General features: G+C 52.9%; 21 protein-coding genes. 4 read left to right on the forward strand and 17 right to left on the reverse strand.

The window, feature by feature from the left end; genetic code table 11:
* Window positions 1–3: 3 nt before the first annotated feature.
* The 15 genes from vasI to AOY23_RS11275 form a co-directional block, all read right to left on the reverse strand.
* Complete coding sequence (gene vasI, locus AOY23_RS11205) at window positions 4–693, reverse strand: type VI secretion system-associated protein VasI (protein WP_054179710.1); 690 nt, start codon at window positions 691–693, stop codon at window positions 4–6.
* Window positions 690–1,487, reverse strand: coding sequence for a helix-turn-helix domain-containing protein (locus tag AOY23_RS11210; protein ID WP_054179711.1), 798 nt, complete (start codon window positions 1,485–1,487; stop codon window positions 690–692). Before AOY23_RS11210 ends, vasI begins: the two co-directional genes overlap by 4 nt.
* Entirely contained in the window at window positions 1,484–4,087 is a 2,604-nt protein-coding gene (gene tssH / locus AOY23_RS11215) for a type VI secretion system ATPase TssH (protein ID WP_054179712.1), read from the reverse strand. The genes AOY23_RS11210 and tssH overlap by 4 nt, the downstream gene beginning before the upstream one ends.
* On the reverse strand, window positions 4,084–4,848 hold the full coding sequence (icmH, locus tag AOY23_RS11220) for a type IVB secretion system protein IcmH/DotU (protein WP_054179804.1): 765 nt from the start codon (window positions 4,846–4,848) through the stop codon (window positions 4,084–4,086). The genes tssH and icmH overlap by 4 nt, the downstream gene beginning before the upstream one ends.
* 20 nt (window positions 4,849–4,868) lie before the next feature.
* On the reverse strand, window positions 4,869–6,212 hold the full coding sequence (gene tssK, locus AOY23_RS11225; RefSeq protein WP_054179713.1) for a type VI secretion system baseplate subunit TssK: 1,344 nt from the start codon (window positions 6,210–6,212) through the stop codon (window positions 4,869–4,871).
* A gap of 1 nt (window position 6,213) precedes the next feature.
* Window positions 6,214–6,756, reverse strand: a complete 543-nt coding sequence (gene tssJ / locus AOY23_RS11230; RefSeq protein ID WP_054179714.1) for a type VI secretion system lipoprotein TssJ — start codon at window positions 6,754–6,756, stop codon at window positions 6,214–6,216.
* Window positions 6,753–8,075 carry a type VI secretion system-associated FHA domain protein TagH gene (tagH, locus tag AOY23_RS11235; RefSeq protein WP_054179715.1) on the reverse strand — a complete coding sequence of 441 codons (1,323 nt, stop codon included), beginning with the start codon at window positions 8,073–8,075 and terminating at the stop codon, window positions 6,753–6,755. Before tagH ends, tssJ begins: the two co-directional genes overlap by 4 nt.
* 17 nt (window positions 8,076–8,092) lie before the next feature.
* On the reverse strand, window positions 8,093–9,127 hold the full coding sequence (gene tssG / locus AOY23_RS11240; protein WP_054179716.1) for a type VI secretion system baseplate subunit TssG: 1,035 nt from the start codon (window positions 9,125–9,127) through the stop codon (window positions 8,093–8,095).
* On the reverse strand, window positions 9,091–10,917 hold the full coding sequence (tssF, locus tag AOY23_RS11245; RefSeq protein ID WP_054179717.1) for a type VI secretion system baseplate subunit TssF: 1,827 nt from the start codon (window positions 10,915–10,917) through the stop codon (window positions 9,091–9,093). Before tssF ends, tssG begins: the two co-directional genes overlap by 37 nt.
* 4 nt (window positions 10,918–10,921) lie before the next feature.
* Window positions 10,922–11,356: a type VI secretion system baseplate subunit TssE gene (gene tssE, locus AOY23_RS11250; protein ID WP_054179718.1), complete on the reverse strand. Its 435-nt coding sequence runs from the start codon at window positions 11,354–11,356 to the stop codon at window positions 10,922–10,924.
* 6 nt (window positions 11,357–11,362) lie between these two features.
* Window positions 11,363–12,844, reverse strand: a complete 1,482-nt coding sequence (gene tssC, locus AOY23_RS11255) for a type VI secretion system contractile sheath large subunit (protein WP_054179719.1) — start codon at window positions 12,842–12,844, stop codon at window positions 11,363–11,365.
* Between the two features lie 29 nt (window positions 12,845–12,873).
* Entirely contained in the window at window positions 12,874–13,377 is a 504-nt protein-coding gene (tssB, locus tag AOY23_RS11260; RefSeq protein ID WP_054179720.1) for a type VI secretion system contractile sheath small subunit, read from the reverse strand.
* 506 nt (window positions 13,378–13,883) lie between these two features.
* The gene (etk, locus tag AOY23_RS11265) at window positions 13,884–16,064 is read right to left on the reverse strand and encodes a tyrosine-protein kinase (protein ID WP_054181318.1); all 2,181 of its coding nucleotides are present in this window, start codon (window positions 16,062–16,064) and stop codon (window positions 13,884–13,886) included.
* A gap of 21 nt (window positions 16,065–16,085) precedes the next feature.
* On the reverse strand, window positions 16,086–16,529 hold the full coding sequence (locus AOY23_RS11270) for an arsenate reductase/protein-tyrosine-phosphatase family protein (RefSeq protein ID WP_054179722.1): 444 nt from the start codon (window positions 16,527–16,529) through the stop codon (window positions 16,086–16,088).
* A complete protein-coding gene (locus tag AOY23_RS11275) occupies window positions 16,517–17,623 on the reverse strand; it encodes a polysaccharide export protein (protein ID WP_235501626.1) in 1,107 nt (368 codons plus the stop codon). The genes AOY23_RS11270 and AOY23_RS11275 overlap by 13 nt, the downstream gene beginning before the upstream one ends.
* A gap of 549 nt (window positions 17,624–18,172) precedes the next feature.
* Here AOY23_RS11275 and cbpA point away from each other — a divergent pair.
* From cbpA to AOY23_RS11290, 3 genes are read left to right on the forward strand one after another with little or no spacing between them, the layout of a single operon-like run.
* On the forward strand, window positions 18,173–19,090 hold the full coding sequence (gene cbpA, locus AOY23_RS11280) for a curved DNA-binding protein (RefSeq protein WP_054179724.1): 918 nt from the start codon (window positions 18,173–18,175) through the stop codon (window positions 19,088–19,090).
* The gene (cbpM, locus tag AOY23_RS11285) at window positions 19,090–19,395 is read left to right on the forward strand and encodes a chaperone modulator CbpM (RefSeq protein ID WP_054179725.1); all 306 of its coding nucleotides are present in this window, start codon (window positions 19,090–19,092) and stop codon (window positions 19,393–19,395) included. Before cbpA ends, cbpM begins: the two co-directional genes overlap by 1 nt.
* A 56-nt stretch (window positions 19,396–19,451) precedes the next feature.
* Window positions 19,452–20,408 (forward strand): nickel/cobalt transporter, encoded by a 957-nt coding sequence (locus AOY23_RS11290; RefSeq protein WP_054179726.1) that lies wholly within the window; start codon window positions 19,452–19,454, stop codon window positions 20,406–20,408.
* Here AOY23_RS11290 and ampR read toward each other — a convergent pair.
* A complete protein-coding gene (ampR, locus tag AOY23_RS11295) occupies window positions 20,405–21,292 on the reverse strand; it encodes a LysR family transcriptional regulator AmpR (RefSeq protein WP_054179727.1) in 888 nt (295 codons plus the stop codon). The two genes, AOY23_RS11290 and ampR, sit on opposite strands and share 4 nt — an antisense overlap.
* A gap of 144 nt (window positions 21,293–21,436) precedes the next feature.
* Here ampR and ampC point away from each other — a divergent pair, with 144 nt between their 5' ends.
* A complete protein-coding gene (gene ampC, locus AOY23_RS11300; protein WP_081005600.1) occupies window positions 21,437–22,585 on the forward strand; it encodes a CMY2/MIR/ACT/EC family class C beta-lactamase in 1,149 nt (382 codons plus the stop codon).
* 39 nt (window positions 22,586–22,624) lie between these two features.
* Here the strand turns inward: ampC and proP are convergent, their stop codons facing one another.
* Window positions 22,625–24,127, reverse strand: coding sequence for a glycine betaine/L-proline transporter ProP (gene proP, locus AOY23_RS11305; RefSeq protein ID WP_054179729.1), 1,503 nt, complete (start codon window positions 24,125–24,127; stop codon window positions 22,625–22,627).
* Window positions 24,128–24,262: the final 135 nt, after the last annotated feature.

Genomic DNA, 24,262 nt, shown 5'->3' on the forward strand with positions numbered 1-24,262 from the left:
TCCTTACCAGTGACAGGCTTTACGCAGGGGTTCAATCTCCTGCGCTAAACCTTCAATGTTAAAAATCAGGTGAGGGGAACTGCGCCCGGAGAGACTCACGGTGACCGATTCAGAACCAAACAGCTGTTTGATTTCTTCGATCCCGGCAAGCCCTCTGCTGGCATCCAGCAGGTAACCATTTTCACGGATAAACCAGTTCACATCGTACTGGTTGCGATCCGTCTTCAGTGAGACGTTGCCCTCGCCACTCCTGAGAGGAGCAGCCACCGCAATTTGCAGACGGGTGATATTGTCAACGCAACTGAACATCAGCACGGGCCGCGGCGGCGTTTCGCCAATTGCCGGTGTCGTCAGGATCACCTGCGGGTTATCGCCGCCACTGTTGGTGACGATGAAAGCCGTGGTGTGGTCGTCTCTGGTTTTTTCCTGAGTCATCGCCCGTTGCCAGGCAATACCGCCTTTCGGCACAGGCAAGTCCTGGGTCTGTGGCGGGTCATCGGAAAACGCGCTGTCATAACAGTCAAGGCGCAGCAGCGGTGATGATTCACTACGGCATAACATGGCGGCAGACAACACAGCGGCGTCATGCGAGTTTGCCGCGGTAGCTGACAACGGCAGGTTCACAGAAGAGAACGGAGAGGGACTGGTCACGGCGAGCAATCCGCTCATCAGCAGCAGGAACGCTATGTTCATACATCACACCCGTATTTCGTCAGTTTGTAAGCCAGTGTCCGGGGTGACAAATTCAGACTTTCCGCGACACGTTTTTTATTTGCGTTGAACTGACGCAACCGCTGAGTCAGCACGTCGCATTCAAATTCTTCCATTGCCGCCAGCAGATCGTTAATACCGCTGTAATCTTTGGCGATACCGGGGAGGTTTCTGTCCCCGGTCGAACTCAGCTCGGCGATGAGTTCATCAAGCTGTTTTTGCCGTTGCTGTTGGGTATGAAACACGGTCTGGATCTGCCGAAGCTGGCGATGCAATTGCTCCAGCTCCATCACTTTTTTCAACTGATACTGGAACAATTCGCAACTCAGACTGAACACGCTGTTCGGTTTATTCAGCTGTTCCGGCTGGCAACTGAAAGCGGCAATAACGCCGCTGGCGGCGCCCCGATGATCAAAAACGGGCGTGGCGAAAAGCCCACATTCATTGGGCAGTTCGCACACAAATTGCCGGAAACGACTCTCCTCTATCCGCACCCCGCGGTGCAGCGTTTGCCAGATGGCGTTCACACCACTGCGCAGCACGTGGATTAAGGGATGATTGAGGTCAAGCAGACTGACTTCAAAGCGCTGAAGACTCACATTACTGGTCCCGGAAACGGCATAGCATTCCATCCGTTTTTCGGTGGCGTTGATCACCCCGGCCATCAGCGCCTCAAAACGAGGGCGACGCTGGTTAATCTCCAGAAAATTGAATATCAGTTCTTCCTGCGTGTGACTTTCCAGCAGAGAAAGCACACTTTTCAGTCGCTTTCTCATACCTTCGTTTCCACCCTGGCTTTGAACTCATTGTCATCGGTAAAGAGGTGAATCTGACTGATCGCGTCCCCTGCCGCCATATGCTGCAATAACAGCAACGAAAGCGGCGGTAAGAGCGCCCCGTCAATGACCGACTCCAGCATGCGCGCGCCATTTTCCGAGCGCGTCACTCGCCGCATAATCTCCATGGAGACGGCGTCATCGATCGTTACCGTCGCGGCGAAACGCTGGCGGAGAAGATTCTCGAGTCGGGTGAGTTTACTGGCGATAATTTCCGCTAACGTGTCGTTGTCCAGCGGCAGGAAAGGAATCACTTCCATTCGCGCCAGCAACGCCGGTTTGAAGAAATCGGCAAGCACGGGGTACAACGCTTCCTCTAAGGCCGCGGGGTCGCCGACATGCTCGACAATCACCTGATACCCCAGATTGGAGGTCAGAAAGAACACGACGTTCTTACAGTCAATGATCCGCCCTTCCCCGTCGGCCAGTTCGCCTTTATCAAATGCCTGATAAAAAAGATTCAGCACATCCGGGTGCGCTTTCTCAACTTCATCAAGCAACACCACGGAATACGGTTTCTGTCGGATGGCCTCTGTCAGCACGCCGCCTTCGCCGTAGCCCACGTAGCCGGGCGGCGAGCCAATGAGGCGCGAGACGGTATGCTTTTCCTGAAACTCAGACATGTTGATGGTGGTCAGGTACTGACGGCCACCAAACAGCGTGTCTGCAATCTGCAGGGCGCTTTCGGTTTTACCGACACCGCTGGGGCCGACGAGTAAAAACGCGCCTAACGGTCGTCCCGGACGGCGCAAATCCGCGCGCGCTGTCAGCAAATGTTTATGCAACTGGGCGATCGCCAGCGTCTGCCCACGGATGACCTCGCCAAGCCAGCCTGGCAACTCGGTGATTGCCATCATTTCACTTTGCGACAGGCGATTGAGCGGGACGCCAGTCCATTCCGCGATCACTTCCGCAATTTGTTTTTTTCCGACGTGTGGGGAAACCAGCGCCTTCTCTTTTTGCAATGCATCGAGCGCCTGCATGAGTTCGGCCAGCTCGCTGATTTTTTGCTCTTCCGCGGTCTCCTGAGAAGGACTCAGTAAGTCAGTGCGCAACGTAATCAACTGCTGAACCAGCGACTGCTGTTCGCGCCAGTCCGCCTCCAGTGTGGTTAATACCTCGCTCAGCTCAGACAAACGCTGATGTAATGACGCAAGATAACCGGCATCGCCAGGTAAACCGATGCGATGCTCGCGTTCAAGCTGAGCGATTTCCTGCTCAAGCTGCTGCTGCTCAGTCATGAGTTCCGACATCTGCCGGGGAGGCGAGGTCAGATTGATGGACACCCGTGCGCAGGCGGTATCCAGCACATCAATTGCTTTGTCCGGTAACTGGCGGCCCGAAAGATAACGCGCGCTTAACACGGCTGCCGCCTGCAGCGCTTCGTCATCGATCAACACCCCATGATCTTTCTCATAGGCGCCGCTCAACCCGCGCAGAATAATGGTCGCTTCCGCTGCCGTCGGCTCCGTGACTTTCACCACCTGAAAACGTCGGGACAGCGCAGCATCTTTTTCAAAGTATTTTTTGTATTCGCTCCAGGTCGTGGCGGCAATGGTCTTGAGTTCACCTCTCGCCAGTGCCGGTTTCAGCAGGTTCGAGATATCCAGCCCGCCCTGCTGGTTTCCGGCGCCAATCACCGTATGCGCTTCATCGATAAACAGAATGACCGGTTCCGTTGACTGGACGGCTTCCGCCATCAGTCCTTTGAAACGTTTTTCAAATTCGCCTTTCACCGCCGCGCCCGCCTGCAATGCACCTAAATCTAACGTCAGCAGTCGTGTATTACGCAGCTTGTCCGGCACCTGATCGGCAATGATCCGCAACGCCAGCCCTTCTATCAGCGCGCTCTTGCCAACCCCGGCTTCCCCTACCACCACCGGATTGTTTTTCCGCCGACGGCACAGGATATCGATCATCAGATCAATTTCCGCATCACGGCACAGAACTGGATCTAATTTCCCGTCACGCGCCGCTTTCGTCATATCGGTCGTAAAGCGCGCCAGCAGACTCTCGCTGCCAGGCCGACCACCAGCTTTGCTGTCGGCGCTGTCGGGCGCATCACTTTCTGCGGATTCCGCAGTCCAGGCGTTAAATTCATCACGCAGCAGGGCGACGTTGACCTTCAGCAGCAACTGAACCACCTCGGCGGGCAGATAGCGGTGCGGCGTGTGCAGTAAGGCAATCAGCATGGCGCCGCTGCGCAGTTGCGGATGGTTGAACTCGGCCGAAGCCAGTAACCAGCTCTCTTTAAGCCATTCAACCAGTAACGGCGAAAATGACGGGTATTGTGCGGCGGTATCACGCCCGCCTGAAGGTACGTTGTCGAGCAACTCGCACAACGCGTCATAATCCACTTCCGCGCGGTTCAGAATAAGCCGGATGTCGCTGAGCGGCGTTTTCACCATTTCCAGCAGCACCTGCGTTACGGTGATTTCGGCAACCTGCGCACTCACCGACTTTGCTGCGGCGCTTTCAAGTCCATGACGCGCGACAGGGTGAAGACGGCTGACTAACGCGGGCAAATCAATCTGGATCATCGTTTGCCTCCACTGAGTAAACTATTAAGTTGATGCAAAATATCCTCGGTCTGCACATTCAGTCTCAGCAGATAAAACAGATAAAAGACCACCATCAGTGCAATCCCACCGATCAATAAATGTTTCACCGTCAGCCGGTTAATCAGTTTGTAACGGCCAGGCGAACGCTCGCCGTCCTGATACAACACGGTGACATCCGTTTCAGGCCGCATCGTGCGAATAATGTTATAGAGCCGACGAAATATACGGTCGAACGCTTCTGCATGCTGGACGGTGACCTTATACCGGCCACGGAATCCCAGGCAGAAACAGATATAAATGAACTCAAGAAGATCCCGGTAACGCTGGGGTTCGCTGATCAGACGTTCCAGCAGAACGTAGACTTTTTCTCCCCCCCAGGTTTCATTATGAAAATGAACCAGTAAGGATTGTTTCAGCCAGCCGTTTTCGTTATTCCAGCCATGACCTAACGCTGCTTCGTCAATAAAGGTGCAGAGCACATAGCGGAATGAAATAATCGCGCCCGGCTCATAGCCCAGATTCTGGAGTGATTGCTCCGTCGCACGCACATCCGCGACGACCTGCTGATATAATCGCTCCGGCAGAGGCTGATTTCCCATCGCCTGCAGGCGCAACACCATGCCCAGCAAAGGCGTTGCGGCATCAATCATCGGGTTGAGACCTTCTCCACGCAGCAACATCTGATAATGGCGATGGTTACCCGCCACGTCACTGGCGGTGCTGAGCAATGTCTCTTTCATCGGTATCGCGTCATCGACCATCAGTTCCCCCTTATTGCCCAGAACTGCATATCCAGCTCCGGAAACTCGCCGGAAACGTGGAATGCAATCGCGTTGCTCTGCAGCACGTCTTTCCAGGCCGGACTCTGTTTATCCAGCATGAAATAGGTGTATCCCGAGTGATAAGGCAACTGGCGCGGCGCGGCGGACAATGCAACCAGCGGCACGCCAGGCAGTTGCACGCTCACCAGATCACGAATGCGGTCAATCGACGTGATTTTGGTTTGCTGGATAAACTGCCGCCGTAATTGCTCCTGCGGCAGTTGCGCGCGGATCGCCAGAATAAATTCAGCACTGCTGAGCAATTCACGTTCATTAATGGTGGCGACACGAATGCCGTGTGCCTGCATGCGCAACTGAATGGATATCGCGCGCGGGGTGAGCACTGTACTCAAGGCCTGCCGCATCATGAGGATCAGCGGCAGAAACGTCTCGGTCAGATTATCGTGGTTATACACCGGGAATGTTCCGGGCAGACGCGACTCATCGGTAAAGGTCATTAACTCACCGCAGCCCTGAACCAGCTGAGTATAAAACGTTTCCGGGTGCAGTAATCGCTGATAGGAAAGGTGCGTAAATACCGGCTGCAGGCGGTTAAACAGTTGCAGCATCATAAATTCCGCCACATCCGCAATCCCCTGCTGACCTGGCGAACCAATACGTTCGGCCAGCATTCTGGCGCGCTCCACCAGGGTGCCCTGTACTTCATCCATAAACATACGCAAGGGGGCCGACACATTGATCGTGAGGCAGGAAGGAATAAATTCCTCATCCAGCACCAGTGCGCCATCAGGGCGTTTCTCTTTAATGCGGCATACCGGCAATACGGTCCACGCGCTCAGATCTTCATGCCCCTGCATCAGTCGCGGCGCCAGTTGCGCCAGCATCAGGGTACTGACATCGCCCTCTTCCGAGTGGAGATCGCGGACATCCGCCATCACTTCCCGGTAACGGACATTTCGGACCGACGATTCCGCAGTGCCAATTTCGTTTATGGCCTCATTCACTAAAGGCAATGCCAGGTAAATATCCCGGCTGCCCGGCTCATGCATCGGGCCAATATCGAGAGGCGGAGAGAGTAAATCCTGATAGGGAATATCAAATAGAGAGCCATCCGGCATGATGCCCTGCGCGGAGGTAATACCGATACGACCAAGCTTAAGGACTTCCTGATTTAAAACCAGAGAGTAAAAACCATAACCGTAGCGCTGGAGCAGCGTCATACGCACATCATTCAGATAATCATTATGACGTTGCTGTTGCTGGAAGTGTTGGGGTTTAACAAATAACCCTTCACGCCAGATAACCCGATTTCTGGTTGGCATATCAGTCCTCCTCTTTTTGTAATTCGACGTCATTGTCACGGACATGAATAAGCAGATGATATGCGTGCCCCATGCCTTTTATTTTTATCACCTTCTTCCACTGGCTAATATTTTCATCTGCGTAATAAACCACTACGCCAATATACTGGTTATCTTCCTCAAGCTTTATCAGCTCCAGCGGTTTGAACTGCCCCGGCAACAGCGTATAGTCCTGGTGATCGATATAATTTTTCCCGAGAATTTTTTCGAGATCGCTGTCTTCTTCATTAAGCTGATCAAAGTCTGTTGCCAGTAATTTTGAATCTTCACTCAGGTAAATTACCTGCAAATTCACTGGCGTAGCTTCATCACTTTCATTCTTATTAATATCTGGCTCAGCCAGCAAAGTAATTCTGACGGTTGAGGGTTGTTCCGCAAGCGAACCTACCTGAATATCAGGATCCATCAGCACCTGGCCGACTTTCTTGCTGACGGTACAACTGCTCAGCAGTACCGTTATCAGCAAAACCGAAAACCATCTACAGACTTTGCGGACAGGGCTCATACCTTGCTCTCCTGCAGCCCCTTCCTTAATGCTCTGTCATAGGCCTGTTCATAGACTTCATTAAATAACTTACCGAATCCCTGCTGGCGGCTTGATGCCAGCTCTTCGTAGTAATTGCAATACATCGTCCATGCCCACGCGGGATCCATTTCACTGCGTTCAGCGACCCGGCGATATTGCGCAAAACGGGACATCAGACGCCCTGGCGCAAAAGCCTCCAGCATGACGGACAGCGCCTCAGAAATGGCCTGCTGATTCGCCTGATAATGAAGACGCATATTATCGAGACTTTCCGCTACCGCTTCCGGAGCAGACAGATGAACCGGGCTTTTCCCTTCGGCAAATAACACATTCAGCGTCGTGTCATAATCCATATTCAGACGCAGCGGGTTATCCTCAAGCGGCCTCAGGTGTTTATCTGACAAGGTATCCTGATGGCTTTGCAGAGCCAGTAAACCGCGGATCGTCATCTGCAATGTCCGGCCCGCCTCTTCCAGAAAATCATTTGCCTGCTGGCTGTCATACATCGAGAGCGGCGCATTAAGCCCACGCATTAATGGCGTCATCGCGACAAAACGATCAGACATGTCTTCCTGTTTCGCCGTTTCTTTCTGCCTGTTCAGGTAACTGGTGATTTGCGGGAGTTCCAGAAACTCCTGATCGACCACCCGGTTCGCAGGATCATCCGTCAGGGAATACGTCTCACCGGATTTTCCATAAGGTGAACGCTGTAAAATACTTTCAGCCGAATTTTCTGTTGTCACAGGATCTATTCCCGGTTCCGTGAGGGTTTCGTTTTGTAATACCCGAAGCGGATCCTGCGACCATGAATTCGCCACCGTCTGCTCAAGCGACGGAGTTGTTATTTTCATCTGATCGTTTTTAGGATCTTGTTCGAGTAAGGATTCAAGCGGATTACTGTAATGCGTCACCAGGGATTCCGGCGTTACCTGCAGAGGATCCTGTATTTCACCGCCATTGACGCTGATGAGCGTTTTAAGTGTCAGTTCGCCAAGGGTAATTTCATCGCCCTGCAACAGACGCACAATACCGATATTCGGATTCAGCGGCGTCTGATTAACCGAAACCGGCGCGCCCTGGGTACGCAGACAAAACGCGTCATCCTGCCAGAGGATCACAAAATGGGTACCGGCGATTTTTCGCAGCGTATCCTGAATACGCCAGGCATTTTGTTCATTACTGCCAACGCTGCCTCCGGCAGGGCCAAAATCATGGCTGGCATTACAACCACTCTCAAGTTGATGGCTGTTATTCACTCTCAACTGGAGTGACGGGAGATAATGTTCATGGTTGTTCATCTTTCAGTTCCTCTATTTCACTCCCTGACACAGAGCGTGACCTCAGGTCTCTCATCCGGCTGACCTAAAAAACAGGACCAGCCCAACAACGCATTTTGTTCAACCCCTAACTCCATGCCCCCAACCTGATTTGGCGCAATGCCAAGACATAAATCCCAGGCGAATTGATCGCGGAGAATAAATGACGTAAATGTCACCAGCGGCAAATAACTGGCGCCTTCCGGCAGAAATTCCAGAAAGCGCTGACGGGACAGGCCGTTCAGCCGTAATAAAAACTTCCCGCCGCGATCCGGCACCCGGGCGCCAATAGAAAAGTTTTCACCTAATACTGATTTGTGGACTGTCCGTTTACCGCTGTAATGATGAACGCCACCCAACCGGTTTTGTTGTTCGGGAATAATGGTCACGTAACGTTTTTGCCACTGCTGCAACGTGACATCATCCAGTTCAAAACAGTGCGCAATAAGCCCGCAAATAACATCAGGAGAACGCCCCGGACTGGCAAGCAAACCCGCATAGGCCAGCATTTTGCTGTGATTAATATTTAACTGCTGACGAACATCCGCGGAGCCCAGCCCCACCAGCGCAAACATGCGTTGGGAAAACGCATCCTTTCCTTCGTTTTCGAAACAGATGTAATAGCGATATTTGCGCCAGATGCGGTGCAACAGCATCAAAAAACGATGGTTAAAAACATCGAGGAAATCCGTCAGATGAAAATTTTGCTGCGCCTCTTCCCAGGCCAGATTATCCAGGTAATATCCCGGCAGCGGCGACTGGCTGCCATGCAGTCCCAGAAATGACGCGGTCAGTAACCACTGCTTATTTTCTGTGTGCTCTAAAGCGACCACATCGCGTGAAGGAAATGAGATACTGGCTGTCGAGCGAAAACGAATCGCTTCGTCTTCCGGATTTAATGCGAATGACGATACCGGATCCGCGGTTCCCTTTGTCAGCAACTCCACCAGTTGATAAAAATTGAAATGCCCGACGTTGTCAGACACTCCCTGATATTTTAAATCAACGTGTGCTGTCCCTTCTGCTCCGGCCATTCGTAGCACTCCTTATTATTCGTATTGATTACCTTCAAAATGTGGAACGAGTTCACGCTGGCATACAGAGAGAAAAAGCGCGCCAGAATAGTGCCGAATAAATACAGTTCCCCTTCACACGAAAACGCACGTTGTTCCAGCCACAAGGTGGATTCCAGCCCCCGGACAGGGACGCCCCGGAATAAACGATCCACCGGCTGCGTTTCAATATTGACGATGCCATCCATCTTTTTTTGCGAGCCGCGCGCAGCCTGCCGGTCATGCAGCCCCGGCAAATCATAGGTCAGTAAAATCTGACGCAAGGCGTCTTTATTAAGCAGAGAAAGATAATTCATCGACATATTGGAAATCAGCGACCAGGTCAGGCTGCCGTCAAGCACGGGATAGAGCGGCATGGTCGGTCGGGTAATATTGCGAAACGACGCAAATGAGGGCGTGTCACGGGCAACGGTGTCGATATCGCCAATACGCAATAAGGTTGGTAATTCCCGGTTAGTGCAGGTCAGTTGCACCGAAATCGTTTCGTCATGGAGCACACAGTTCAGTTCATCGCCACGAACGAAAGAGATTGAATGCTCAAGTCCCGGGCGTAATACAGAAGGTTTGATCCGCACCCGGTAATAGATTTTCTCTCTTCCCCGGGTATATTCAATTTGATGTTGAAAGCTTTCAAATGGCGTATAAGTCCGCAATTCCCCACGAGACCGTCCGTGATCCTGCGAATCATTTTTAAGCCAGCTTTCAACTTTATCTACCGAAAAAATATCGTAAAAATCAGGTTCGCTGTAGCTGACACGTAAGGGATATTCTGTTTGCGTGCCATCCAGCAAAATAGATTCGCTGTAATGGCTGAACAGATTAACCGCTGGCGTACAGTACAGGCGCAGCGAATCCCGCCTGATTTTCACTTCCGGCGGTAGCGGACGGGAAAAACTCAGTCGCAATGAAAACTGGCTGGCATGAAGTTCCGCGGGTAATTTCGGTACCCCTTTCACATCAAAAAACAGATACCCTTCAGGAAAACAAAAGTATTCCTGCAAAATGCGATAACCGGTTACCGAGTTTTTCGGCCACGGCAACATGGATTCATCACGGCTGAACCCTAACGGCACAAAATCAAAATCGGGGAATACATAGCTTTCATCGCCGACGATTAACTCTGCTTTCTCAAAGTAATAACTCAGCCAGAAATAGAGTTGATAGCTGCTGTACCCTGCTTCACCCAGCCAGAACCGGAGTTTACCCAGTTCCAGATCATTAATGCTGATTTCTCCACTGGCGGAAAAATCGATATTAATGACCGCCATTTCGTTACTGTTACTCACCCGAATATCATCAAGCGCTACCGGCAGTAACCACAGATCACGGCATTGCGTAAAAACACAGTGAGTCAGATTATGCGGATCCTGACGCGGATCCAGTCCGTCATCCGACTCTGCAATAATCTGGATGGGGCGACTTAATAACTCGGTCCCGCGCGTCACCTTTGTCGCCTCAGTGATGATATTTTTCTCTGGCGTATATTCGATGATGGTCATACTGGGGGTCGGGCGCAGATAATTCGGCCACAACATGTTCAGCAAACTGTGCGTCAGTTCAGGAAACTCATCGTCGATTTTTTCACGTAAATTTCCGGATAAGAACGCGAACCCCTCCAGCAAACGCTCAACGTCTGGATCAACCCCTTTCTCAGATAAAAACTCAGCCAGATGCGGTTTTTCGCGCGCAACAATGCGTCCAATCTGGTGCAAATAATCCAGTTCGTCCCTAAAGTATTTCTCGAATGCCATATCATTAGCTCAGATGGTAACGCTGGTGCTTATCCAGATGGATATTAAATTCAATCATGTCGTTGACGTCATCGAAGCCCACATGCGCGAGAATATGAAAATTCAGTGCTAAGGGATCCTGTTCATCGACCTGTCCGGCTCTGACTTCAACCCAGTTAATACGCGGCTCGTAGTCAATAATGCAGGCCCGGACGATGTGCTCAATGGACTGGCGGAAGTCAGACGATGACGACGTGGCATCGTTGAGATCAAGCACACCCAACCTGGGTGCGCTCTGACTTCCGCCCTGATGTGAATTTAATACCTGGTTCAGGTTTTTTTTTATTGAGGCCAGTAAGCTTCCCGAGGAGGAGAGACGAATAACCCCGCCCTCCTGTTTCTGGATCCGTTCAAATAAACTGCCTGAACGATCGCGTCTCCAGCTCAATAACCCGGCCATGGTGCGTTACTCCTTGTCCAGTCGCCCTACCAGAGAGAGTTCGAAACTCGCTCCCATATATTTAAAGTGTGGGCGTACAGACATGGTGACCTGATACCAGCCTGGATCTCCCTCAACATCCAGCACCTTAATTTGTGCGGCACGCAGAGGACGACGGCTGCGAACTTCTGTCGGTGGGTTTTCCTGATCAGCAATATATTGCTTGAGCCAGATATTCAGTTCGCGCTCAAGATCCTGACGCTCTTTCCAGGCGCCGATCTGCTCACGCTGCAAGACTTTAATGTAGTGAGCCAGGCGATTGATAATGAACATATAGGGTAATTGTGTACCCAGTTTATAGTTGGTTTCCGCCATTTTCCCTTCGCGGGTGTTGGGGAACACTTTGGGTTTTTGGATCGAGTTCGCCGAGAAGAACGCGGCGTTATCGCTCCCTTTGCGCATCGTCAGCGTAATAAAACCCTCTTCCGCCAGCTCAAATTCACGACGGTCAGTGATGAGCACTTCAGTGGGGATTTTCGCCTGAATGTGCCCCATGGCTTCATACAGATGCACCGGCAAGTCATAAACTGCGCCGCCACTTTGCGGACCGATAATATTCGGACACCAGCGATATTTCGCAAAACTGTCTGTCAGACGGCTTGCTAATAAAAACGCGGTATTGCCCCACAGGAATTTTTCATGCCCTTTTTGTACGCTCTCTTCATAGCCGAAAGAGCGAATCGGGTTTTCTGTTTTTGAATAAGGCAGACGAAGTAAAAAACGCGGCGCGGTTAAGCCAATATAACGTGAATCTTCAGACTCTCGCAGCGAACGCCATTTGGTGTGAGAAGGTCCTTCGAATACCGATTTTAATTCTTTGATTGCCGGTAATTCGGTAAAGCTGCTGATGCCAAAAAATTCCGGCGCCACAGATGACAGGAACGGCGCATGCGCCATTGCACCGACCGCACCCACATACTGTAAAAGCTTCATATCCGGCGCGGTATTTTTAAACGCATAGTTGCCAATTACTGCCCCGATCGGCTCGCCGCCAAACTGGCCATAACCGGAAGAGTAAATATGCTTATAAAATCCTGACTGTACGATTTCAGGCGCAAACTCAAAGTCATCAAGCAGCTCTTCTTTGGTCGCATGCAGCACATTGATTTTAATATTTTCACGAAAATCGGTGCGATCAACCAATAGCTTCAGCGAACGCCAGGAGGATTCGAGCGCACGGAATTCATCCGCATGCATGATCTCATCCATCTGCGCGCTGAGTTTTTTATCCAGCTCAAGGATCATGCGGTCAACCAACATCTTGTTGATGGGCTCTTCGCTGGTTCCTGAATCCAGAATATTCGAGATAAACGCCGCGACACCCTGACGAGCAATATCGTATCCATCGTTATCTGGCTGCATGTGCGCCTGGGACATAATTTCGTCCAGCAGAGAAAATGCTCTTGCAGGTTGTTCAGGCGTCGCTGTCTGCTCTTCACGTAATGACATAAAAAAATCCCTCTAAGTACAAACAGATATCACTTCTTATCCAGAATATTTAACTCTTCGAGAAGCTGTTCACGCGCTTTTTCATCCTTCAACAGCGCCTGTAATTTGGAACGGAATGCAGGAATATTGCCCAGCGGCCCTTTGAGGGCGACCAGCGCTTCACGCAGTTCGAGTAATTTGTTCAGTTCGGGAACCTTGCGGGCCACATTATCGGGAGAGAAATCGGTGAGAGACTGGATATCAAGACGAACAGGCAAATCATTTTCACCTTCGTCGTTCTCTTTCTCATCCAGTCGATTGGGCACAACAAAAGAGAGGCTCAGACCGGCCTCACTCATCACAGAATTGAAATTATTCTTATTGATGGAGACCGGCTGTCGTTCTTCCAGGGAAGAATCCTCACGGACACCTTTCATATCGCCGACCACAAACAAGTTTAACGGAAGTTCTATTTCAGCGATCTGATCGCCCGTATTGGGCACATACTTGATATTAATACGCTCTTTAGGTGCTACACTGCTGTCCTTACTCATAACAGAGATCCTCTCTTTTGCATCTTTAGCAGGAATATTCAAGTTTGAATTGTTAAGAAAACGACATCGTCGGCTTGTTATATTTCTTCCGTTTTAGTACCCGACTGTTTTCAGTTAAACAATGTTTATGTCCCTGGTTTTTTACAATCTTATTACAGCTATTTTCACCGTTACAAACTCTGGAGATCGCTTTTATAGCAATAAACATAAAGCAAAGCCAGATGCTAACACAACAAAAAATATAATATTAAGAATGGCTTATAAGTTATATTCTGAATAATTAAACATATTGCAGATCCAACCCCATTAATAACATAAATGCCGCTAAACATATTTACCCAAGCGAAACATGAATATATCGGTCGGGATGAAATGGCGGAACAACAAACGCAGTAGCCATGCTTATATTTCCCGGAATGGGTAATCATCAGAATACGTTTATTTCCTTGATGATCACCAGGCGCATTATGTAATGATAATAAGCCTGGTTGTTCAGAACATTCCCCTTAATCCTTCTCTGTATACCGGTACCCGTACTGGTTATACCCGTAACCATAGTAATCACTGGCGCGCCTGACCACCCCGTTGAGAATTGCCCCTTTAATGTTGATTCCACTTTGTTCCAGACGCTGCACACAGACGCTGATCTCTTTGACGCTGTTCAGACCAAAGCGCGCAACGACCAGGCTGGTACCCGCAGAGCGACCAATCACGGCGGCATCGGTCACCACGAGGATAGGTGGCGTATCGATGATCACCATGTCGTAATGTTCGTTTGCCCAGGTCATCAACTGGCGAAAACGGGCACGCATCAGCAGTTCTGCCGGGTTGGGCGGGATCTGGCCGCGGGTGATCACGTCGAACCCGCCTTTGTGAAATCGCTGCACGGCCTCTGTCGTTTCGGCCTGGCCGGAAAGTACGTCTGACAACCCGACGTCGTTCCCGATGCCAAACAGGTCGTGGACATATCCGCGTCGCATATCGCCATCAATAAACAGCACTTTCAGTTCGGACTGCGCAATCACCGCTGCCAGCGCAGTGCTGACGAACGTTTTGCCGCTGTCCGGCGTGGCGCCGGAAATCATCAGGATGCTGTTGGAGGTTTCCATCATCGCGAAATGCAGACTGGTGCGTAGACCGCGAATCGCCTCGACCGACAGATCGATCGGGTTATCGACCGGTAAAAACGGAACGTTACGGGTGTGGTGGCGTATACGCGATGAGAAAAAATGCTTACGCCGCACCTGGGCTTTCTTCGCCAGCCACTCTGACAACGGCACAGTGGCATACACGTTAATCCCCTGCTCTTCCAGTTGTTCGGGGGATTCAATGCCCCGGCGCAGCAACGTTCGCATCAGCACCAGCCCGGTGGAGAAAAACAGACCAAGCAGCAGACCTAACACCACAATCAGCGCCCTTTTCGGCTGAATAGGATCCGGCTGCGTCATCGCCGAGTCAATGATACGCACGTGACCAATGGCGCTCGAACGGGCAATGCTCAGTTCCTGCTGACGGTTAAGCAGTTGCAGATACACAATGCGGCCGGACTCCACGTCCCGGCTGAGGCGCAGCACCTCCTGCTGCGTCTGCGGCATCGCCGACACGCGTTTGTTGAGACGCGTTTTCTCCTGTTCAAGCGTCTGACGCTTTTCCAGCAGTGCGCGGTAGGTCGGGTGATCTTTCTTATAAAGCTGAGAAATCTCCGCTTCGCGGAAAGTCAGTTCGTTCAACTGGTTATCCACGTTGACGATCTGCTCAAGCACACTTTTTGCTTCGAGGTTAAGGTCGACTGAATCCTGCTGTTTACGGTAGGCGTTAAGTTTGCTCTCCGCCTGATCCAGTTCGTTGCGCACCTGTGGTAGTTGCGCCTGCAGAAACTCCAGGCTCTTTGAATCCTGCGCCGCCTGGCGGGCGATATTCTGTTGCAGATAGTTACCGGCGATGCTGTTAAGAATGCGCACAATATTATCCGGATCATCGCCGGTGATGGTCAGCCCCAGCATGCCGCTGTCTTTGCCCCGCTCTTTCACCGAAAAACGCCGCTGCAGGTCGCTAATCGCTTCCAGCTCGGTCAGTTGCGTCAGCATGAACCCGGTACCCGGCGCGGCCTGAATATCAGACACATTCAGCACGAGATCGCCATAAACAAGCAGTTCACCCACCACGCCCGTGGCGGAGAAATCTTCACCTTCCAGCCGGTAATGCCCACTGTCTTCCACCGTCAGCACAACCTGTTGCGCCCGACCTTCACGGCGTGGGAGGGTCATCCCGCTCAGCGCCAGACGCCCGGGAGCTTCTCCCGTCAATCGCGCCCAGCCACGACCCACCAGCGGGAAATAGCGCTGCGTCACGACGTTGCGCAGGTTCAGATCGTCAATGGTCTTGCCCAGAATCATGCGCGACTGCAACAGTTCGATTTCCGGTGCGGAGTCCGGTGACGCACCGGGAAAATCCTGGCTCAGGCTGTCCAGCAGTGCATTCCCCTGCTTTTGCTCCACCTGCACCAGCGCATCCGCCTGGTAAACTGGCGTGGCAAACAGGGCGTACGCCAGCGCGCACAACGTGAACATGATTGTCACGCCAGCAATCAGTTTCCAGTGATCAAGTAACTCGAAAAACAAGCGAACCAGATCGATCTCATTGTCGCCCGCGGGCGCAGTCTGAGCGTGAAGGTTTTTCGTCGACATAAAACAACAAATCTCGTGTGATTAACTGAGCCGCTTCGCCCATTCCTGAGTGGCCTGCGCCAGCAGACGATAAACATGCTCAAACGCCTCACGGCTTTTGCCGTAAGGATCGGGAATTTTTTGACCGCCCAGCCACTGACCAAAAAGCAGCGTTTTTCCACGTACATCGGGCGCCATGACCGTCACCTGCTCAATATGCGCAGGCTCCATCACCAGGATCAGATCAGCATCGCGCAACATGCCTGCCGTGACTTTGCGAGCAACGTGACCGTCCAGCGACAGTCCATGACCCGCCGCCACCGCCGTGGCAGTCGCGTCTGCCGGTTGCCCGCTCACGCCATAGGTGCCTGCCGATTCCACGCGCATCATCGGTAGCGCCTGTTGCAACAGCCGTTCACCGATGGGCGAGCGACAGAGGTTTCCGGTACACAGCACCAGAATGGAGCGGAATCTTAATTTGGCCATGAGCGGACGTACCGTACGGTTTCCGTCAGATCATGAACACCGGTGATCGTCGGCACCAGCTGAGAAATCACGCGGTTCCAGCGCACGATCGGCGCAGCGGTTACATACACAATGTCGTAAGGCTCCAGCTGGAATTCCGTGCTCAGCACCATCGCGGAGGCATCCTGCGCGTTGAGCTGATAAATACTGGCGATTTTTCCGTCCGGCGATGCCCTTACGGAGCGAATGACAAAAATGCCGGTGGCGTCAGACATGTCCTGCCGCAGGCCGTCGGCATTGCCGAGCGCTTCCGCCAGCGTCATGCCGCTGCGATCCATCTTCAGCGTACTCTGCTTGCCCACTTCACCCATCACAAACACTTTCAGGCTGTCGTTGCGCGGTACGAACAGAATGTCGCCGGGGTACAGCAACCGGTTCTGGGTTAAATCGCCGTGCTGCATGAGCGCATAGAGCGAAATGCGGCTCTCCATGCCGTTATGCGTCAGTACGACATTGCGCCAGTCGGCATTTTCAGTCAGACCGCCCGCCGCGTTTATCGCATCCATAATCGTTAAAGGAATATTGGTAATCGGCTGCTGGCCGGAGTTAGCGACTTCGCCGGTGACGTAGGATTTCTGTGAGCGAAACGCGGCGATGCTGACGTCCACCTGTGGGCTTTCAATCACTGAGTCGAGGCGCGCGGTGATCTCATTTCGCACCTGGATAAGTGTCTTGCCAGCCACTTTCAGGCGGCCCACATAGGGGTAAAAAATGGCGCCATCGGCGTTGACCCAGTTGCCGGTATCGCTGGCGCTGCGGTACTGGCCCGCTGGCGTCGTCAGTTCGGGGTGATCCCAGACCGTGACCATTAAGACATCGCCAATGCCAATGCGATATTCATAGTCCTGCAGGAGTTGGTCGAGTTGCGGGTTGGCGCGGGAGGAGATCGGTGCCGGGCGTAATTGTTCCACAAGGCCAGGGGTCAGCGGATATATATTTACCATCTTATTCAGATCGTAATCTTTGTCCGTAGATTCAACAACATTCTTGCCAGACGTGCTTAATCCCTGCCCTGGAATTACCGTACAACCGCTCAATGCCGCCAGAACGAGCATCAGGACAGGAAATGCAAAAATATATTTTATAACCTTGGGCTTCCTGCTCATTATTTTTCCTTACAATGCGATTTTCGCATTAAACATGCTAATCATAGCCACATTGAGATAATGAAAACGCTATCCCTAAATTTTATTAATGTATTAAAGGCAACAGAGTTTATTGTTTTATCTTTTAAAAACAAAAAGTTATAATTATTTAATAAGTTAAGGGCGAGAGAGGGAAAACAGCAAAATATATTACGCCTCACCCGCATTGATGTAAACACAACTAAGTATTTTTAAGAATGTACTATGGATACTTAATAAAATAAATACATTCTCAAAAACAAAACATGGATATACTGTTATTTAATGAAATATCAGAAAAAAATATCGCAGCAGGATTAATGGATAATATGGCTTCTCATCCACTGGATAATCTGGCGCGATACGCAAGTATAATAAGCACATTTGACCAGGAAAATTGCCTTATTTATTCTAAGATTAATGACGATACCGGGTCAGGCTACCGGTACCTTCCGGTTAAGAATAAAATGAGATAACACCATGGAATTAAAGGATTATTACACTATTCTGGGGGTTAAGCCGACGGACGATCTCAAAACCATCAAGACCGCCTATCGCCGCCTCGCGCGAAAATATCACCCCGATGTCAGTAAAGAAGCCAATGCGGAAGCGCGATTTAAGGATCTCGCTGAAGCCTGGGAAGTGCTGAAAGACGATCAGCGCCGTGCCGAATATGACCAGCTCTGGCAGCACCGCAACGATCCACGCATGAAACGCCAGCAGACGCAGCAGGAAACGCAGTACAGCCAGCAGGAATTTGACGATATTTTCTCATCGATCTTCGGTCAGCACGCCCGCCAGTCACGGCAGTCGCATGCTGCGCGGGGCCATGACGTCGAAATCGAAGTGGCGGTTTTCCTCGAAGAAACGCTGGAAGATCAAACGCGAACCATCAGCTACAAACTGCCGGTGTACAACGCCTTCGGTCTCGTTGAGCAGGAAATCCCCAAAACGCTGAACGTGAAGATCCCGGCGGGTGTCGGCGACGGTCAGCGCATTCGCCTGAAAGGTCAGGGAACGCCCGGTGAGCATGGCGGCCCGAACGGGGATTTGTGGCTGGTGATTCATATCGCGCCGCATCCGCTGTTCGACATCGTCGGTCACAATCTGGAGATTGTCGTGCCGCTGGCGCCCTGGGAAGCGGCGCTCGGTGCAAAAGTCACTATCCCGACGCTGAAAGAGAGCATTTTGCTGACCATTCCACCCGGCAGCCAGGCGGGGCAACGGCTACGTATCAAGGGGAAAGGTCTGGTCAGTAAAAAAGCGACGGGGGATCTGTTCGCGGTGATTAAAATCGTCATGCCACCGAAACCGGATGAGCGGAGCACAGCGCTCTGGCAACAGCTGGCGCAGGCCCAGTCTGCGTTCGATCCGCGCAAAGAGTGGGGTAAAGCATAATGGCTAACGTTACCGTAACCTTCACGGTTACTGAATTTTGTCTGCATACCGGTATTCCGGAAGATGAGCTGAACGAAATCGTCGGGCTGGGGGTGATTGAACCCTGCGAAAGTCAGGATGAGGCATGGCGGTTTGACGATCGTGCCGTGAATATCATGCACCGCGCAGTGCGGCTGCGAAACGAGCTTGAGCTCGACTGGCCGGGTATCGCCGTTGCGCTGGCGCTGCTTGATGAAAATGCGCGGCTGGTGAAAGAGAACCGTCTTCTGCATCATCGGCTGGCGCGTTTTATTATCCACTCCTGATCGATGGCCTCCGCTGAGATATACTTCAGGGAGGCCATTCAATGGGGAGTATCCTCATGAGCACTCAACGTCTCGCGCGCAACTTACGCCTTTCCGGCATCGGCGGGCTTATGCTGCTGTCCCTGCTTGCCATCATTACGCTGCACGCGCACTGGCCGGCGTTTATCCAGTGGTGCCTCAGTACCCAAATCACGCTGCACCGTTATCTGGTGATGTACCTGCTGCAACTGAATAATCATCAGTACAGCGGCGGCCTGTGGCTGCTTACCGGCGCTTTTCTGTATGGCGTGCTGCACGCCATCGGCCCCGGACACGGTAAATTCATCGTCACGACCTATCTCAGCACCAACAAAGAGAGTCAGCTCGCCGCCCGGGTCGTGCCGTTTATTGGCAGCCTGATGCAGGGCGTCAGCGCGATCCTGTTCGTCTTTATTCTGGCGGTGGGGCTTAACCTGGCGTCCGGCGATCTCAGCGAGAGCCGCTGGTACGTTGAGAAAATCAGCGCGGTGATGATTGGCGGTTTTGGCGCCTTCGTGATTTACCAGGCGCTGAAAAGCCTGCAACCACGTAAGTTGACGATCAAAAGCCTGACGCCGGTGCATCAGCATGACGCAGAATGCGGCTGCGGTCATCATGGCGTCGGCGTGGATCTCACCCGGGTCGACTGGAAAACCCGCCTCGGGGTGATCCTGGCGATCGGCGCCCGTCCCTGCAGCGGCGCCATCATGATCCTGCTTTTTTCCAACGCGCTGGGTATTGTCAGTTGGGGCATTGCCGCGGTGATGACCATGTCGCTTGGCACCGCGTTGTCGATCATGGGATTGTCGCTGGCGGTTCGCTACGCCCGAAACCGCACCGTGGCCTTTTTTGGCGCCGATAACGCGCAGCTTCACTGGCTGGTTCCGTTAGTGAAAGTGGCGGGCGGCGTCATTCTGATCCTCTTCGCCACCGTCCTGTTCCTGACCGTGATCCCGATGAGCGCCAACGGCGATTTTATTGCCGCAGGCTGTTAATCCCCCTGAACCTGACGGGTTTGCGTGGTGATCCACGCAGCAAAATCGCGCATCGCGGCAGTTTCCGGCCGCGACTGCAGACGTGTTAACCAGTATCCGCCGAGACTGATTTGCGTACTGAATGGCTGAACAATGCGTTCGGTATTCAGCAGCGCCGTAAACATTCCCGGCGGCGCAATGGCGATCCCCGCGCCAGCCTGTGCCGCTTCCAGCATCGTGACGGAAGAGTCAAACACCATCACCGGGTGAGTGGGTGATGGCGCCCGTTCACCCGCCGCCTGCAACCAGGCACTCCATTCATCACGTCGATAAGAACGCAGCAGGGTGAATTTCAGCACATCCGCCGGATGCTGTAATTCTGCTGCCAGTGCGGGGGAACAGAGCGGCGACAACGGCGCATCGCACAGGAAAATAGCCCCGGTGCCATGCCAGGCGCCGCTGCCAAAGCGGATGGCGTAATCCAGCCCTTCCGCCGCCGGATCGACCCGGTTGTTGTGGGTGGAAAGGTGTAATTCAATGTGCGGGCAGCGGCGGCGAAAGCTTTCCAGCCGGGAAAGCAGAAAGCCCGTCGCGAACGTCCCTACCACACCGACCTTCAGTTTTTCGCGCTGCTGGCTGGCGGCAAAGCGATCCAGCGTATCCGCAATCCTGTCGAAGGAATCATTCAGCACCGGTAACAGATTTTCCCCTTCGGTGGTCAGCATCAGACCGCGCGACACGCGGGCAAACAACTGGCAGTTGAGGTGGGCTTCCAGCGCTTTCACCTGCTGGCTGATGGCCGAATGCGTGACGTTCAGCTCAATGGCCGCGTGAGTAAAACTTAAGTGTCGGGCAGCCGCTTCAAACGCACGCAGGGCATTCAGCGGAATATAGCTTCGGGTCATGGCGTCATCTGTAAGAAAAACTTCAGGCAGATGCTAAATTTAATCGTTTGTCAGCGGTTGTCAAATCCCCCAGACTGAGCGCGTCTCAAGGGCCCGGACACCTCATCGTCTTCACGCTAAGAAAGGAATTCACCCATGCAAAAAATGCTTAACGCCGCGCTGGTTTTTACGGCGCTGACGCTGACCACCACGGCTTTCGCCGCCGGAACTACGCTGACGCCTGCACAAATCAACAACACCGTGGACAAAACCATTGAGCCGCTGCTCAAAGCACAGGCCATTCCGGGCATGGCTGTGGCGGTTATTTATCAGGGGCAACCGTACTACTTCACCTACGGCAAGGCCGACATTAAGCATGATCGCCCGGTCACTCAGGAGACCTTGTTCGAGCTGGGCTCCGTTAGCAAAACTTTCGCTGGTGTGCTGGGTGGCGATGCCATCAGCCGGGGCGAAATCAGCCTCAGCGATCCGGCAACGAAATACTGGCCTGCGCTGACCGGCAGCCAGTGGAAAGGGATCACCCTGCTGCACCTGGCAACCTACACCGCGGGTGGCTTGCCGCTGCAGGTGCCGGACGAGGCAAAAGACGAGGCATCGCTGCTGAATTTTTACCAGCACTGGCAACCCCAATGGGCGCCGGGCACGCGTCGGTTGTATGCGAACTCCAGCATCGGGCTATTCGGCGCACTGGCGGTGAAACCGTCCGGGTTGAGCTATGAGCAGGCGCTGACAGAACGTATTTTCCAGCCGCTGAAACTGACGCATACCTGGGTCAACGTCCCGCCGCGTGAAGAGAAAAATTACGCCTGGGGTTATCGCGACGGGCAACCGGTTCGCCTCACACCTGGCATGCTGATGGCTGAAGCAGTGGGGTTAAAATCCAGCGTGGTGGATATCGCCGCCTGGTTGCAGGCCAATATGGATCCGCAGCGGATCGGCAACCGCACACTGCGCGAGGCGGTCTCGCTCGCCCAGTCACGCTACTGGCGGACTGGCAGTATGTATCAGGGATTAGGCTGGGAAATGCTTAACTGGCCGGTGAAGGCCGATACCGTGATTAACGGCAGTGATAACAAGGTGGCGCTGGCTCCGCTTCCGGCTGTCGCCATTGACCCACCGGCACCGCGCGTCGCCGCCTCGTGGGTGCATAAAACCGGCTCCACCAACGGCTTTGGCGCGTACGTGGCGTTTATTCCGGAGAAACAGCTCGGCATCGTAATGCTGGCAAACAAGGCCTACCCCAATACGGAACGGGTGAAAGCCGGATATGCGATCCTGAACGCGTTGCAGTAAACAGACGAAAAAAAGCCCGAGAATCTCGGGCTTTTGCAGTTATTCGTTTATTACCGGATGCTGCGACACCAGCCGCGACCGTTTTTCCTGGAGGTCAGCGATCTCTTTATCGATATCTTCGATTTTCTGCTCGATGTTATCGTGATGCTCCTGCAGGATCTCTCTTGCTTCCTGAATATCCGATGCCGCAGGGGTCGCGCCTTTCAGCGGACGGTTGGCGGTTTCTTTCATCGTAATCCCGGTAATCAGACCGATGACGGCAATCACCATCAGATAATACGCGGGCATCATCAGGTTCTGCGACGCTTCCACCAGCCACGCGGCGAGAGTTGGCGTCAGACCGGCCACCAGCACCGAAATATTAAACGCAGCCGCCAGCGCACTGTAACGGATATGCGTCGGGAACATCGCAGGCAGCGACGAGGCCATCACCCCGGTAAAGCAGTTCAGCACCACCGCCAGCATCAACAGACCGGCGAAAATCAGGCCAATCACATCGCTGTTAATCAGAATGAAGGCCGGGATCGCCAGCGCGAACAACGCCACGCTACCGATGATAATAAACGGACGACGGCCAAAACGGTCGCTCAACAGCCCCATCACCGGTTGCACGAACAGCATCCCGATCATAATGGCGATGATAATCAGCACGCCGTGATCTTCGGAATAATGCAGGTTGTGCGACAGGTAACTCGGCATATACGTGAGCAGCATGTAGTAGGTCACGTTGGTGGAAATCACCAGACCGATACAGGCCAGCAGGCTGCGCCAGTGCTTCGTGGCAATCTCTTTAAAGGAGACCTTCGGCCCGTCCTGCAGCCCTTCACGATCGCCCTGCTCCAGCTTATCCACATGTTGCTGGAACGCCGGGGTCTCTTCGAGCGCATGGCGCAGATAGAGGCCAATCAGCCCCAGCGGCAGCGCCAGGAAGAACGGAATACGCCAGCCCCACTCAAGGAAGTTCGCCTCGCCGACAATCGTCGAGATGAGCACCACCACGCCTGCGCCCATCACAAAGCCTGCGATCGAACCGAAGTCCAGCCAGCTCCCCATGAAACCGCGCTTGCGGTCCGGCGAATATTCGGCAACAAAAATAGACGCACCGGTATATTCCCCGCCGACCGAAAACCCCTGCGCCATTTTACAGAGCAGCAGCAGGATCGGTGCCCAGATGCCAATGGTGGCGTACGACGGGATCAGCCCAATACAGAAGGTACTCAGGGACATGATGACGATGGTGATCGCCAGGATTTTCTGGCGACCGTATTTGTCACCCAACATGCCGAAAAACAGGCCGCCCAGCGGGCGAATCAGGAAGGGAACGGAGAACGTTGCCAGGGCGGCAATCATCTGTACGCTGGGGTTAGCATCGGGGAAGAAAACTTTACCCAGGGCAAACGCCACAAAACCGTAAACACCAAAATCAAACCATTCCATGGCGTTTCCGAGTGACGCGGCGGTGATCGCTTTACGCAATTTGCCGTCGTCGATAATCGTGACATCCCGAAGCGTGATAGGTTTAACCTTTTTCCTTTTAAGCATTCATATTCCTCGTAAATTTCGCCGTGAGCGCACATCTGAGGGGCAAACAAAAGGGGGTGTTCGCAATCGTGCGGTAGCGGAGCGGCGAAATGCTGTGCTCCTCATTTCAAGCGTAGCAGGTTTGCCTGCACAGGC

Source organism: Trabulsiella odontotermitis (genome assembly GCF_001297775.1).
Lineage (GTDB): Bacteria > Pseudomonadota > Gammaproteobacteria > Enterobacterales > Enterobacteriaceae > Trabulsiella > Trabulsiella odontotermitis.